The organism is Anaerococcus tetradius ATCC 35098 (assembly GCF_000159095.1).
Lineage (GTDB): Bacteria > Bacillota > Clostridia > Tissierellales > Peptoniphilaceae > Anaerococcus > Anaerococcus tetradius.
In genome coordinates this window covers 521,984-536,000 of sequence record NZ_GG666295.1, presented here as the reverse complement: position 1 = coordinate 536,000, position 14,017 = coordinate 521,984, and the positions used below count along the sequence as shown (strand labels likewise).

The following is a 14,017-nucleotide window of genomic DNA, read 5'->3' as shown; positions in this document are numbered from 1 at the left end:
TGTGAAATTAATAAAAAAACTAGCCCCTAATTCACAAAGGAATTAGGGCTAGTTTATATAAATTCTTCTTCTGTCAAAATATAGTCTAGTTTTATGTCGTGATCTTCTATTGGTAGATTTTTGGATTCGAAAACTTTTGCAAAGAGACCAAGGCTAGTCGTCTTGGAATTTTTGAGAAAGCTATCATAAAATCCTCCACCATATCCAAGTCTATTTTTATTTCTATCAAAGGATAGGCCAGGAGTAAGTGTAAGATCTGGGTCTTTGATATTTATACCAGAATAGGAAGTTTTGATTGAAAATTTATCTTCTTCAAGATCGTCTACATTAAGGAGTCTATTGGCAAACATCTTGCTATTTTCTATGAAGGGAACATAGACCTCCTTGCCATCAGCTAAGGCTTTTTCTATTATTTTCTGTGTTTGAATTTCTTTATCCATAGCCACATAAACAAAGATTGTCTTAGCCTTTTTGTAGAGGTCTTTTTCTATTAGCTTATCAAAAATCTTATCTGAAATTTCTTCTATTTCTTCTACATCCATCTCACGGCGGAGATTTAGGAAGAATCTTCTAAATTCGCTTTTAATCATAGGTCCTCTTAATTATTCTTAGTATTTTTTCTTTTATGCTTTTTTTATTTCTTATATTTTTGTCAAAATAGTCTTCCTTGTAGCCTTCCCTATAGGCTGCTATACATTCAGCACCAAGGATTAGGATAGTTGATATCATCAACAGCCAGATAAATAAGGCAAGGATACCTGCCAAGGCCCCATATACTAGGGATTGGTTGGAGAAGTTGTTTGTGAAGTAGGAATATATGAAGCTAGCAATAAAACTTGCAATTGTCGCAAATAGCCCACCACAAAAGGCCTCCTTTACACTTATTCTATTTGAAGCATTGGAAGGGGAATACCTATAAAAGAAACCTACAGCAACAGCCATGATTAAAAATGGGATTGCTATACTTGTAAGCTTAAAAATAGGCGAAGAGATCATATCCAAGCCCTTTTGTACATTTGTGTTGAAGTGAATGGTAAATTTTTCGATTATTTGAGCATTAAAGATGCCAATAATACTTGTATTATATACTTGAAAAATTAGGACAAATACAAGCAAACTAATAAATATAATCGTAAATAAAACACTCATTATTCTTTGTTTGATAGCTTGTTTGTTATTCTTTAGGCCATAGGCATGGTTTATAGCATTTATAAGTTTATTGACTCCCGAGGTGGCAGAAAATAGGGCAAAGAAAATCGTAAGTGTTGTAACGGTTGGTGATTGCGATGAAGCAATCAAGATATCAATAGCTTCAAGAATCAACTTGTTAGTAGTCTTTGGTAGAAATTCTAAAAGATTAATTATTAAATCTTCCTTACCCTCCAAAAAATATGACAGGACACTGACGAGAACCATCATTAGTGGGATTGAGGCTTGGAGGAGGTAGAAGGATAGGGCGGCTGAGTAGGTCATTATATCATGCTTAACCACCCTATTTAACAGATTTAATAAAAATCTCTTGGTCTTAGGCTTCTTTATCTTCATCTTTCAAATACTTATCAAACCAAGCCTTAATCTCTGTAAGCCTTTTAATTCTACCCTTAGGCCTACCAGATCTTGATAGCTCGTGATTTTCACCATGGAAGATATACATTTTAGTGTCAACTCCATTTTCTTTTATCCTCTCATACATCTGTATACCCTGCTCGAGTGGACATCTGTAGTCCTCATCTGAATGGATAAAAAGAGTTGGAGTCTTTACATTCTTTGCGTGCTTGAGAGGAGATTTCTCCCAAACTTTTTCGAGATTATCCCACATGTTAGCACCAGTCTGATCAGGGGCAAAATAGTAGCCTATATCACTTACTCCATAAAAGCTTAGCCAGTTAGAAATTGACCTTTGAGAGCAAGCTGCCTTAAATCTATCTGTGTGACCTATGGCCCAATTGGTCATAAAGCCACCATAACTTCCTCCGTAAATCGCCATCCTGTCCTTATCGATTTGCGGATATTTTTCTATAGCTAGGTCGGCAAAGTTCATTAGATCGTAAAAGTCTACTTCTCCATATTTTCCTCTTATATCAGAAAATTTTACACCTCGTCCACTAGAGCCATGAGGATTGGTATAGATAATAATATAGCCAGCATTGGCAAGGACTTGGTGTTCGTGATGGAAGATATCAGAAAATTCTGTCTTAGGTCCACCGTGAACTGAAAGGATAGTAGGGTATTTTTTATTTTCATCAAAATCTTTTGGTAAGATGACATAGCCCCCGAGCTTATCACCATTAGAGGTAAAATCAAAGCTTTCTATTGGACATACCCAAGTAGCTATTTTATTTTCAACTAAGATATCTCCAGTTGATTTTTCTTTTAACTCACAAAGGCTATTTGATGAAATAGAAGAATAGTAGATATCATTTGTTCCAAGGGCAAAATCTTCCACTTCTGAAGATATTTCTTCTCTTATTTCTCCAGCTAGATTTATAGAATAAAGCTTGCTTTTTTCATATTCTGTAACTAGGAAATAGAGCCTATTATCCTTAACAGCAAAGGTCTTAGTAGATCCAAAACGTGCATCAGTTCCTATGGAATTGCCAAAGGCCATATCAAAATCGTCCGGACTAATTTTTTTATAAGCTCCATCAAAATCACAAGAGTAAATAAAAGAATCTTCGTTGACCCCACCTTTTTTCATATTAGTTCCAACAAAAATTATCTTATCTTCGATAAATCTACTTGTATAAAAAGAAAATTCTTTTTCGATAAGGCTAGTTAGTTTTTTACTTTTGATATCATATAAAAGTAGGTCTTCTCTAAGCTCCATTACTGAATTTGGACTATAATTTGCCCTAAATAACAAGAGCTTGTCGAAGTTTTCGTTAATATCAACAAAGCTTAGCCTGTCTTTTTTATCTAAGTTAAGAATCAATTCGACCTTATCCTTCGCCTTATCGTAAAAATATAGGGCAGAGTCTTCGTCTTTAATGAAGCCTACTCCATTTAGATAAAAAGGAAGCTCGTTAATTTCTTTGAAATAGGAATTTTCTTTCTCTTCTTCCTTAGCTTCTTTGGATTTCTTATCCTTGGCTTTAATTAGGTATAAATCATCCCTAAGATGTCTAATCATACTAACATCTTTTTTGATTGAAAAATATTTTTGACCTACGCCAGAATCTTTCTTGACAAAAAATATGTCTTCATCATCATTACTTTCTTTCTTGTAGACGAGCTTAGAATTTTGGTTGAAGCAAGAAATAGAAGCCTTATTATCATCAGTTACTTGGAAGTTTTCCTTACTTGTTAAATCGTAAATCCAAAAATTTGTATCGTATTTGTTTTCTTTATAGTTAGCCTTAGTTTTTTTGTAGACTAATTTCTTATTATCTTTTGATATATCAAGACTAGATAAAAACTCGTAATCAAGTATATCTTTTATTTCTGTATCTTTCATATTTTCTCCTTTGTACATCTTTGTTTATTATACTTGATAATTGAAAAAAATTAAAAGAAAACGTTTATTAAAATTGATTTTGGGTAAATTAATAAAAAGACAAGAGGAGGGTATTATGAAATTAAATTTAATAGCCAAGAATTTTACACTAACCAATGATATCAGAAATGAATCTATCAAGAAATTTGAAAGGCTAGATAAATACTTCCATGACCAACAAGAGATGGATATTAGATTTGCCAAAGAAGGAAATGACTTCGTAGTAGAAACTACAGCAGTTCTTGATGGTGGCAGAATCCTAAGATCTGAAACAAGTGATAATAGCTACCAAACAGCTATTGATAAGAATATCGATGGTCTTGTTAGACAAGTAATGAAAAATAAGACCAAGCTAATGAAGGGTAGACAAAGTGGAGCAAGCATTAAGTTTGATAATTTCGAAGCTTATGATGACAAAAAAGATGACGAAAAAATCAACATCGTAAGAACTAAAGAAATTAATGTAAAACCAATGAGTGCTGAGGAAGCTATCCTACAGATGGAATTACTAGATCATAACTTCTTTGTATATCTCGATAGCGATGATATGCAAGTGAGGGTTGTATATAGAAGAAGAAAAGGCGACTACGGACAAATCATTCCTAACCTCGATTAGTTATATCATTTCGACCTAACAAGATTTTCTTGCTAGGTCTTTTTTCTTGATTTTTATATTTACTTTACCAAAACAATTTTGCTAAGAAATTTAGTAGCAGAGAATTTTTAATTTTTATGAGATAAAAGTGTTAAAATTATCAAATAGATATTTTTTTATGAAAATTAACTGGTATAGTAGTAAGAGCGAATATTTGAAGTATAAAGAATATATTTTACAAAATTGAAATTATGCTTTAAGATATATATGAAAAACCTATAGGAAGCTACTTATTTTGCTTTCTTGGGAAGAATTGGAGAGTGAATAATTTGGCATTATTTAATTTTTTTAAGTCATTTAGTCAAAAAGAAATCGATCAAAATATGAAATTAGTTGATCAAATTCTTGCCCTAGATGAGAAAATGCAAGAACTGACAGATATTCAGTTACAAGGAAAAACAAGTGAATTTAAACAAAGATTAGCTCAAGGTGAAACAGTTGATGACCTCCTTGTTGAAGCCTTTGCTGTTGTAAGAGAAGCAAGTTTTAGGGTTTTGGGTATGAAGCATTATCCAGTCCAACTTCTTGGTGGTATTGTTCTTCACAATGGACAAATTGCAGAGATGAAGACTGGTGAAGGTAAGACCTTGGTAGCAACCCTACCTGCTTACTTAAACGCCCTTACTGGTAGGGGAGTACACGTTGTTACTGTTAACGACTACCTAGCTAAGCGTGACCAAGAGTGGATGGGTAAGGTACATACTTTCTTAGGCCTAAGCGTTGGTTGTATTATTTATGGTTTAACCAATAGTGAAAGAAAGAAAAATTACCAAGCAGATATCACATATGGTACAAACAACCAATTTGGTTTTGACTATCTAAGAGATAATATGGTTACCTACAAGGATGATATGGTACAAAGAGATCTCCACTATGCTATAGTAGATGAGGTTGACTCTATCCTTATAGATGAAGCTAGAACTCCTCTTATTATTTCTGGCCAAGGGGATGAGTCTACAGATACTTATGTTAAGGCCAATGAGTTTATCCAAACTCTAGAGGGAAGAATCCTTGATCCTAACGAAGATGCTGATATAGATCCTTTCGATAGGGAGTTTAAGGTAGAAGATGTAGACTTCCTTGTAGATGAAAAGAGAAAGACATCAAACTTAACTGAAAAGGGTACAGCCAAGGCTGAAAAGTTCTTTGGTATAGATAACCTTTCAGATACAAATAATATAGAGCTAGCCCATTATATCAACAACGCCCTAAAGGCAAATACTACTATGACAAGGGATATTGATTATGTAGTTAACCACGGCGAAGTTGAAATTGTAGATGAGTTTACAGGCCGTATTATGCAAGGTAGGAGATTTTCTGATGGTCTTCACCAAGCTATTGAAGCTAAGGAAGGGGTTGAAGTTAAGGCGGAAAGTAAGACTCTTGCTACTATTACCTTCCAAAACTACTTTAGAATGTATGATAAGCTTTCAGGTATGACTGGTACTGCAAAGACTGAAGAAGATGAGTTTAGCGAAATTTATAAGCTTGACGTTGTAGAAATTCCAACTAATAGACCTGTTCAAAGAAAAGACGATGTGGACTATGTTTACATCAATGAACGTGGTAAATTTAATGCAATCATAGATGAGATTAATAGGGTTCACGCTACAGGTCAACCAATCCTTGTAGGTACTATTTCAATCGAGGCTAGTGAGAGATTATCAGCTGAGCTAAAAAAGGCTGGCATAACTCATACAGTCCTAAATGCTAAGAACCACGAAAGAGAAGCAGATATTGTTGCCCAAGCTGGTAGACTTAACCAAGTTACTATAGCAACCAACATGGCAGGTCGTGGTACTGATATCATGTTAGGTGGTAACGTAGACCACATGGCTATGTCAAGACTAAAAAGAGAAGGAGTAAGCGAAGAGGTTCTTGAACAAGTAGATTCTTTTGCTGAAACAAGTGATCAAGAAGTACTCGATGCTCGTAAGAAATATAGACACTATAAGGATATATACAGACCAGAAATTAAGGCTGAAGCTGAGAAAGTAAAGGCTGTTGGTGGTCTATATATCATAGGATCTGAAAGACACGAATCACGTCGTATAGACAATCAGTTGAGGGGTCGTTCAGGTCGTCAAGGAGACCCAGGTAAGTCAAGATTCTTCATTTCTCTAGAAGATGACCTAATCAGACTTAATGGTGGTGAAGCAGTAGCTAAGTTTGTAGAAAAATATAACTACGACGAAAATGAACCAATAGTTTCAAGACTCGTTACAAAGTCTGTGGAACGTGCTCAAACAAGGGTAGAAGCTAACAACTTCGCTACAAGAAAAAGAGTCCTCCAATACGATGATGTTATGAATAAACAAAGAACTATCATCTACAACGAGAGAAAAGAAGTTCTTTATGGTCAAAACATGAAAGAAACTATTATAGCTATGATTAAGGATGTTATAGCTAATGCAGTTTATACTTTCACCAACCCAGAAGTTAAACCAGAAAACTGGGAGATGACAGCCCTACTAAACTACCTTCACGGTCTTGCTATTCCTGTAGCTAGCCTTCACTTTGAAAATATCAACTCCTATAGCCAACAAGACTTGATTGATTATATTACAGATGCAACTCTTGCTAAATATGAAGATAAGGAATCAAGCTTTGGCCCTGATAATATGAGAGAAGTAGAAAGAGTAATCCTACTTAGGGTAATAGATCAAAAATGGATGGATCATATTGATGCCATGGATCAAATGAGAAAGGAAATCGGCGTTAGAGCTATGGGCCAAGAAGACCCAGTTAGGGCTTACACTAACGAAGGTTTCGATATGTATGAAGATATGACAAGATCTATCCAAGAAGATACTGTTAAATACATGCTAAGTGTTGAAATTAGACAAAATATTGAAAGAAAACAAGTCCTAAAACCAAGTGAAGAACACCTTGAAGATATAAATGATGATAAAAGTGATGAGAACTTGGAAGGACTTAATAGAGCAGAACGTAGAAGACTTGAACGTGAAGCTAAAAAAACTAATGTAAAGAATTAAGATGAAAGAATTATTTGAACTAAGGTCTGAGATTGAAGACCTATCTCAAAAACTAAAATTAATCGGAGATTCTCTTTGACCCAGCTAGTCTAGAAAAAGAGATTGGAGAATTGGAAAAGAAGTCACAAAGTCCTGACTTCTGGAACGATTCGGACAAGGCTTCGCAAATCATGGCAGATCTTTCCTTAAAAAAGGAAGACCTAAATGAATACAAAAAGCTAGAAGAAGGTATTAGGGATAATGTAGACTTGCTTGACCTTGTTGAGCTTAGCGATAATAAGGAAGAGGATACTGTTAATGCTGTAGAAGAGTCCCTAGAGGCTTTATATAAACTAGCTGATAAGATGAAACTTAAAACTCAGCTAAGTGGAGAGTATGACAAAAACAATTGTTATATCTCAATAAATGCAGGGGCAGGTGGACTCGAAGCTACTGATTGGGCTGATATGCTCTTTAGGATGTATAAAAGATATTTCGATAATGTCGGCTACAAGTATGAGTTAAAGGACCTTAACAATGAGGAGGCGGGAGGTATCAAATCTGCTACCTTGCATGTGAAAGGCCCTTATGCCTATGGTTATCTAAAGGGCGAAAAGGGGGTTCATAGACTTGTAAGAATCTCACCTTTTGATAGTCAATCCAGAAGACATACTTCCTTCGCATCAGTAGATGTCTTTCCAGAATTAGATGATAATTTAGAAATTGATATAGATCCATCTGACTTGAGAATTGATACCTACAGGGCAAGTGGAGCAGGGGGACAACACGTCAATAAGACTGACTCCGCTGTAAGAATAACCCACATCCCAACAGGGGTAGTTGCCACAAGCCAAGCAGAAAGAAGTCAAATACAAAACAAGCAAACAGCTATGAATCTTCTCATGAGTAAGCTTGTCCAAATCAAAGAAGAAGAGCAAAGAGAAAAAATAGAAGATATCCAAGGTAAGTATTCTCAAATCGCTTGGGGTAGCCAAATTAGATCATATGTTTTCCAACCCTATACTATGGTTAAAGACCACAGGACCAACTACGAGATGGGAAATGTTGAGGCTGTAATGGATGGCGACCTTCAAGGCTTCATTGATGCCTACCTTGCAAGCAAGAATGATTAGGTGGAAGGTTACTCCTTCCCCTTTTTTGAATAAGGAGGAAATTTTGAAAGATATAATTCTTACAGGTGATAGGCCAACTGGTAGACTTCACCTAGGCCATTATGTTGGAAGCCTAAGAAATAGGGTAAGGATGCAGGAAGAAGCTAATTATGACAGGATGTATGTTATGATTGCTGATAGCCAAGCCCTAACTGATAATTTTGATAATCCAGGAAAAATCAGAGAAAATCTTATTGAAGTAGCTCTAGACTATCTAAGTGTGGGTCTTGATCCTAACAAGGTAACTTTTTTTGTTCAATCTCAAGTCGAAGAGCTAACTGAGCTTACTTTTTATTTTCTAAATCTTGTTAGTCTATCAAGACTCGAAAGAAATCCAACTGTAAAAGCAGAAATTAAATTAAGGAATTTTGAAACCTCACTTCCAGCAGGCTTTATAATCTACCCTGTTAGTCAAGCTGCCGACATTTTGCTTTTTGATGCAAATATTGTTCCAGTTGGAGAAGACCAAGAACCAATGCTTGAACAGGCAAGGGAGATTGCTAGAAGCTTTAATAATATCTATGGTGAAACCTTCATCGAGCCAAAAGCAGTCCTTCCTGAAGAAAAAATAGCAAGACGTATGCCAGGTATAGATGGGGCAGCTAAGATGAGTAAGTCCTTGGGTAATGCTATCTATCTTGCTGATGATAAAAAAACTCTAAAGAAAAAAGTAATGAGTATGTACACAGACCCTGATCATATAAATATAGATGACCCAGGAAAGATAGAAGGAAATATTGTATTTACCTATCTAGATGTCTTTGCCAAAGATTCGCATTTTGAAAGATTTCTTCCAGAATATGAAAATCTTGATGCCCTAAAAGCCCACTACAAGAGGGGTGGACTTGGAGATGTTAAATGCAAAAAGTTCTTAATCAAAGTCCTAGAAGATGAACTTGAGCCAATTAGACAAAGGCGTGCTCAATACGAAAAAGACTTAGACTCAGTTTTTAAAATCCTTGAAGAAGGAACAAAGAAAGCTAGAGAAAAAGGAAGATCAAAAATCGAAGAAGTAAAGAAAGCCATGGGCATCAACTACTTTGAAGATAAAGATCTAATCAAATTTTTAGAAGAAAAATATAAATAAAAAAGGGGGCTAGTTTAAATTTCCATAAACTAGCCTGTTTTTTGAGAAAGGAATAATAATGAACAAATTTAATTCAAGGCTTGGCTTTATTCTTACAGCAGTAGGATCAGCTGTAGGTATGGCCAACGTATGGGGCTTTCCCTATAAGCTTCAAGAAGGAGGACTGTTTTTCTTAATAGTCTACATATTCTTTATAGCACTCTTTTCCTATGTAGGCCTTACTAGCGAGTTTGCCATAGGAAGAATCGCCGAAGCAGGCACAATCGGCTCTTACGAGAAAGCCTTCGCCTCATCAGGCAAGAATCCCAAATTAGGAAGGGCCATATCAATCCTTCCCCTAATAGGCTTAGTCCTCCTTACCATAGGCTATGCAGTTGTAGTTGCCTATATATTTAAGGCCCTCTTTGATTCAGTAACAGGAAGCCTAATGACAAGTGATGTAAATATATGGTATAAGAATTTATCTGAAAGAGCATATTCTATCTGGCCATTTCATCTTTTAGTAATTATTTTTACACTCATAAATTGCCTAGGTTCAGCTAAGACGCTAGAAAAATCAAGCAAATTTATGATGCCAGCCTTCTTTATCCTCTTTATAGTAATAGCTATTAAAATCCTAACCCTTCCAAATGCCCTAGAAGGTTATAAATATATGTTTAGAATTGATAATAGTAAGATTAATATAGGAAATGTAGTATCTGCTATGGGCCAAGCCTTCTTCTCCCTATCTATAACAGGTTCTGCCATGATGATTTGTGGGGCCTATCTTCATAAGGGAGAAGACATAGTCTATTCATCAAAAATGACAGGCCTTCTAGATACCATAGCAGCCCTAGTTGCAGCCTTCGTAATGATACCATCAATAATAGTATTTTCTATGGATCAAGCTGGTGGCCCTGGGCTACTTTTCCAAGTCTTGCCAACTATCCTACAAAACATTGAAGGCGGAAGGCTTTTTGCCATAATATTATATCTAGCAGTTTTATTTGCAGGTATCTCATCCCTACAAATAATGTTTGAAGTAGTAGTAGAATCCCTTACTTATGTATTTAAAAAACTTGATAGAAAAGTAGTCCTATTTTCGATAGCAAGCCTTGTCTTTCTAGTAGGGGTAAATATGGAAAAAATTAGCGATTGGGGTCCATTCATGGACATAATATCAATCTACATTATCCCTATAGGAGCTATGATTGGTGCTATTACTTGGTTTTACATCTTAGACAAAAAGACCCTAATAGATGAAGTAAACTCAGGAGCTAGCAAAAAGTATGGAGAAGCTTGGTATAAAATCGGAAAATATCTCTATACTCCACTAGTAGTTGTCATTTGTATCTTGACTATAATCATGTAAGTGAATTTATAACAATAAGTTGCTTTTGCAGAATGAATAAATCATATGATATCATTAGAAAACTCTACGGAAGAATCAATAGGTCGCTGGCCATAGCAAACGGCAAGGAGAGCTAAAATTTCCAAAGAGAATCTTTAAATGATGGACGATGCTATTTAAAATTCTGCAGGAGCCTTTTTTTATATAAAATCTTAAATCTGGGTAAATAAAAAAAGTATAAGGTGGCTTGATTAGAAGCTTTAGCTAGCTTTTAGAAAAAAACTTATAAAAATTTTTTTAATAAAGACTTTACTTATTTAAAGTTTGCGATATAATACTAACATGCTTTAAAGTGACAAACTTTTTAAAGCTCAAGGAGTAATTATGAATAAATTTAATTCGAAAATTGGTTTTATTTTGACGGCAGTTGGTTCTGCTGTCGGTATGGCGAACGTCTGGGGCTTTCCATACAAGTTCCAACAAGGTGGACTAGTATTTTTACTATCATATTTGGTCTTTATAGTAATATTTTCTTATGTGGGTCTGTCTAGTGAGTTTGCTGTTGGTAGGCTTGCTGGTACTGGAACCCTTGGGGCCTACTATAAATCATTTAAGAGTAAAAATAAAGATACAGTTATAGGAAAATACATAGGCTTTATTCCTCTTTTGGGATCTTTGCTAATAGCAGTTGGCTATGCTGTAATAGTTTCTTATGTATGCAAGGCTCTTTTCGATTCACTTACTGGAGAGTTGATGCTTGCGGATACAAGCACATGGTTTGATAGCTTTTCCCAAAAATCATACTCGGTTGTATTCTTCCACTTTTTTGTAATAGCTATAACTTTAATAACTTGTATAGGTGGGGCAAGCACAATCGAGAAGTCTAACAAATTTATGATGCCAACATTCTTTATACTTTTTGTAGTCCTAGCTATAAAGATACTTAGTCTTGAAGGTTCCTTGGAAGGTTACAAGTACATGTTTAGATTTGATAGCCAAGCCTTGAATATAAACACTGTTGTTCAAGCTATGGGTCAAGCCTTTTTCTCTCTTTCTGTAACAGGATCAGGAATGATAGTTTGTGGGGCCTACCTAAACAAAGATGAGGATATTGTATCTTCATCAAAGACAACAGGTTTACTCGATACAATAGCAGCCCTACTTGCTTCATGTGTTATAATTCCAGCTATAATGGTTTACAAAATGGATCAAGCAGGTGGTCCTGGACTCTTATTTCAAGTCTTGCCAAAAATCTTACAAGATATGTTCTTGGGTAGACTTTTTGCTATTATTTTATACTTAGCAGTAATCCTTGCAGGTATCTCATCACTTCAAAATATGTTTGAGGTTGTAGCAGAGTCATTAATGTACAGATACCCAAAGATTAAGAGAAATATCGCCTTGATTGTAATTGGAATATTTGTATTTGGTATTGGGGTAAATATGGAAATGATTAGTCAATGGGGTCCATTTATGGACATCATTTCAATATACATCATCCCAATAGGAGCATCTATAGGAGCTGTAACTTGGTTTTACATCTTGGCAAAAGATAAGCTCGTAGGAGAAATTAACCTTGGCGCAAGCAAAAAATATGGAGATAATTGGTATAAGGTAGGAAAATACATCTACACACCAATAGCAATAATTCTATGCTTGATTGCCTTGATATTTAAGGTTTCTTTCTAAAAATAAGTTTTAATTCAAAATAGCTAGCAGCTTCGTGCCGCTAGCTATTTTTGCTTAGAGCTTTCATTTTAATAAAAACCTAACTTATCTTTTGAAGAGTCTATTATTATATTTTTAACTTGACTATAAGCGTCAAGGGCTAGTTTATCAGTTTCCCTACCTATACCAGAATCCTTATAGCCACCGAATGGGGCACCTGCTGGGAATTGGTTGTATGTGTTAACCCAAATCCTTCCTGTTTGAAGAGCGTTTGAGACTTTCATTATCCTATACATATCATTAGAATAAATTCCTCCGCCTAGACCGTAGTGGGAGTCATTTGCCATTCTTATTACATCATCTTCATCCTTAAATTTCTTTATTATAACAACTGGTCCAAAAATTTCTTCTTTGTAGGCTTCGTTATCTTCGGAAACATCAGCAAGGATTGTAGGAGCATAGAAGGCACCCTTATCAAGGCCATTTTCTGTAAGCCTTTTGCCTCCAGTTAGGATTTTTCCGCCAGCTTCAACAGCCTTATCTACGAAGGATTGAATTACAGGAATTCTTTTTTCATCTCTTAAAGCTCCCATTTGTGTTGATGGGTCAAGGGGATCTCCGACTTTTACCTTCTCGAAAGCTTTTACTAACTTGTCTACAAATTCATCATAGATACTTTCTTGGATGAAAAGCCTTGAACCTGCTGAGCAAACCTCACCTTGGTTAAATAAAATACCAACTTGGGCACCCTCTAGGGCCTTTTCGATATCACAATCATCAAAGATAATGTGAGCAGACTTGCCACCTAGCTCTAGGGTAGAAGGGATGAGATTTTCTGCGGCAGAAATACCTATATGGCGACCTACACTAGTTGAGCCTGTAAAGGCAAGCTTATCTAAGCCCTTGTGATGTTGGAGGTATTCTCCAGTTTTTGAACCCTTACCACTTACTACATTGATAAGGCCCTTTGGAAGAAGGTCTTCAATTATTCTAATCATCTCCAAAAGTCCTATAGATGTGTTTGATGAAGGGGAGATGACAATGGTGTTTCCACCAGCTATGGCTGGAGCCAGTTTCCAAGCTGCCATTAGGAGAGGGAAGTTCCAAGGAATCATTTGACCTACAACCCCAAGAGGCTCTCTTTTTCTAATTGAAATAAATCTTCCTTGGAGTTTTGAAATCTCATCCTCATCACATCTTATCAAAGAAGCGAAATACCTAAAGTGATCTACTACCCAAGGAAGGTCAACAGTCTTTGTTTCTCTAATAGCCTTACCATTATCCATACTTTCAATTTCTGCTAGATAATCAAGATTTTCTTCAATCCTATCTGCTAAATTGAATAAAAGCTTGGCTCTTTCTTCCTTAGACCATGATCCATATTCGCCTTCAAAACATAATCTGGCAGCTTCAATAGCCTTATCTACATCTTCATTATTTGCTGTAGCAAACTCTGAGATTTTTTCTCCGTTAGCTGGGTTAATGGCATCAAGATACTCGCCTGATGTTGGTTTTACCCATTCTCCATTTATATATAATTCGTATCTATCTTTAATACTCATTAGTAACTCCTTTATTTTCTATCATTACCTTCTTTATTTTACCCAGCTAGGATAGTTAATAAACATTTATTTACT

Annotated in this window: 10 protein-coding genes; 6 read left to right on the top strand and 4 right to left on the bottom strand. The window is 35.5% G+C overall.

Translation table 11 applies throughout. The features are described from left to right. Positions 1-53: 53 nt before the first annotated feature. From HMPREF0077_RS02645 to HMPREF0077_RS02635, 3 genes are read right to left on the bottom strand one after another with little or no spacing between them, the layout of a single operon-like run. Positions 54-590: a 5-formyltetrahydrofolate cyclo-ligase gene (locus HMPREF0077_RS02645; RefSeq protein WP_004836401.1), complete on the bottom strand. Its 537-nt coding sequence runs from the start codon at positions 588-590 to the stop codon at positions 54-56. After that, positions 583-1,545 carry a YihY/virulence factor BrkB family protein gene (locus HMPREF0077_RS02640; RefSeq protein ID WP_004836400.1) on the bottom strand — a complete coding sequence of 321 codons (963 nt, stop codon included), beginning with the start codon at positions 1,543-1,545 and terminating at the stop codon, positions 583-585. Before HMPREF0077_RS02640 ends, HMPREF0077_RS02645 begins: the two co-directional genes overlap by 8 nt. Further along, positions 1,526-3,454 (bottom strand): alpha/beta hydrolase family protein, encoded by a 1,929-nt coding sequence (locus HMPREF0077_RS02635; RefSeq protein WP_040349271.1) that lies wholly within the window; start codon positions 3,452-3,454, stop codon positions 1,526-1,528. The genes HMPREF0077_RS02640 and HMPREF0077_RS02635 overlap by 20 nt, the downstream gene beginning before the upstream one ends. Before the next feature lie 115 nt (positions 3,455-3,569). Between HMPREF0077_RS02635 and hpf the strand changes: the two genes are divergently transcribed. The 6 genes from hpf (at position 3,570) to HMPREF0077_RS02605 (ending at position 12,401) form a co-directional block, all read left to right on the top strand. Continuing rightward, positions 3,570-4,109, top strand: a complete 540-nt coding sequence (hpf, locus tag HMPREF0077_RS02630) for a ribosome hibernation-promoting factor, HPF/YfiA family (protein WP_040349270.1) — start codon at positions 3,570-3,572, stop codon at positions 4,107-4,109. A gap of 308 nt (positions 4,110-4,417) precedes the next feature. After that, positions 4,418-7,144, top strand: a complete 2,727-nt coding sequence (gene secA, locus HMPREF0077_RS02625; protein WP_040349269.1) for a preprotein translocase subunit SecA — start codon at positions 4,418-4,420, stop codon at positions 7,142-7,144. A gap of 1 nt (position 7,145) precedes the next feature. Further along, positions 7,146-8,256, top strand: a protein-coding gene (gene prfB, locus HMPREF0077_RS02620; protein ID WP_155811718.1) for a peptide chain release factor 2 whose coding sequence is annotated in 2 segments (ribosomal slippage) — positions 7,146-7,220 and positions 7,222-8,256 — 1,110 coding nt in all. Because the reading frame shifts where the segments join, the coding sequence is not laid out codon by codon here. Between the two features lie 43 nt (positions 8,257-8,299). Beyond that, complete coding sequence (trpS, locus tag HMPREF0077_RS02615) at positions 8,300-9,382, top strand: tryptophan--tRNA ligase (RefSeq protein WP_040349268.1); 1,083 nt, start codon at positions 8,300-8,302, stop codon at positions 9,380-9,382. A gap of 58 nt (positions 9,383-9,440) precedes the next feature. After that, positions 9,441-10,733 carry a sodium-dependent transporter gene (locus tag HMPREF0077_RS02610; RefSeq protein WP_004836390.1) on the top strand — a complete coding sequence of 431 codons (1,293 nt, stop codon included), beginning with the start codon at positions 9,441-9,443 and terminating at the stop codon, positions 10,731-10,733. Positions 10,734-11,096: 363 nt separating this feature from the next. Continuing rightward, the gene (locus HMPREF0077_RS02605) at positions 11,097-12,401 is read left to right on the top strand and encodes a sodium-dependent transporter (protein WP_004836389.1); all 1,305 of its coding nucleotides are present in this window, start codon (positions 11,097-11,099) and stop codon (positions 12,399-12,401) included. Between the two features lie 68 nt (positions 12,402-12,469). Here HMPREF0077_RS02605 and HMPREF0077_RS02600 read toward each other — a convergent pair whose 3' ends face one another. Then, positions 12,470-13,942, bottom strand: coding sequence for an aldehyde dehydrogenase family protein (locus HMPREF0077_RS02600; protein WP_004836387.1), 1,473 nt, complete (start codon positions 13,940-13,942; stop codon positions 12,470-12,472). Positions 13,943-14,017: the final 75 nt, after the last annotated feature.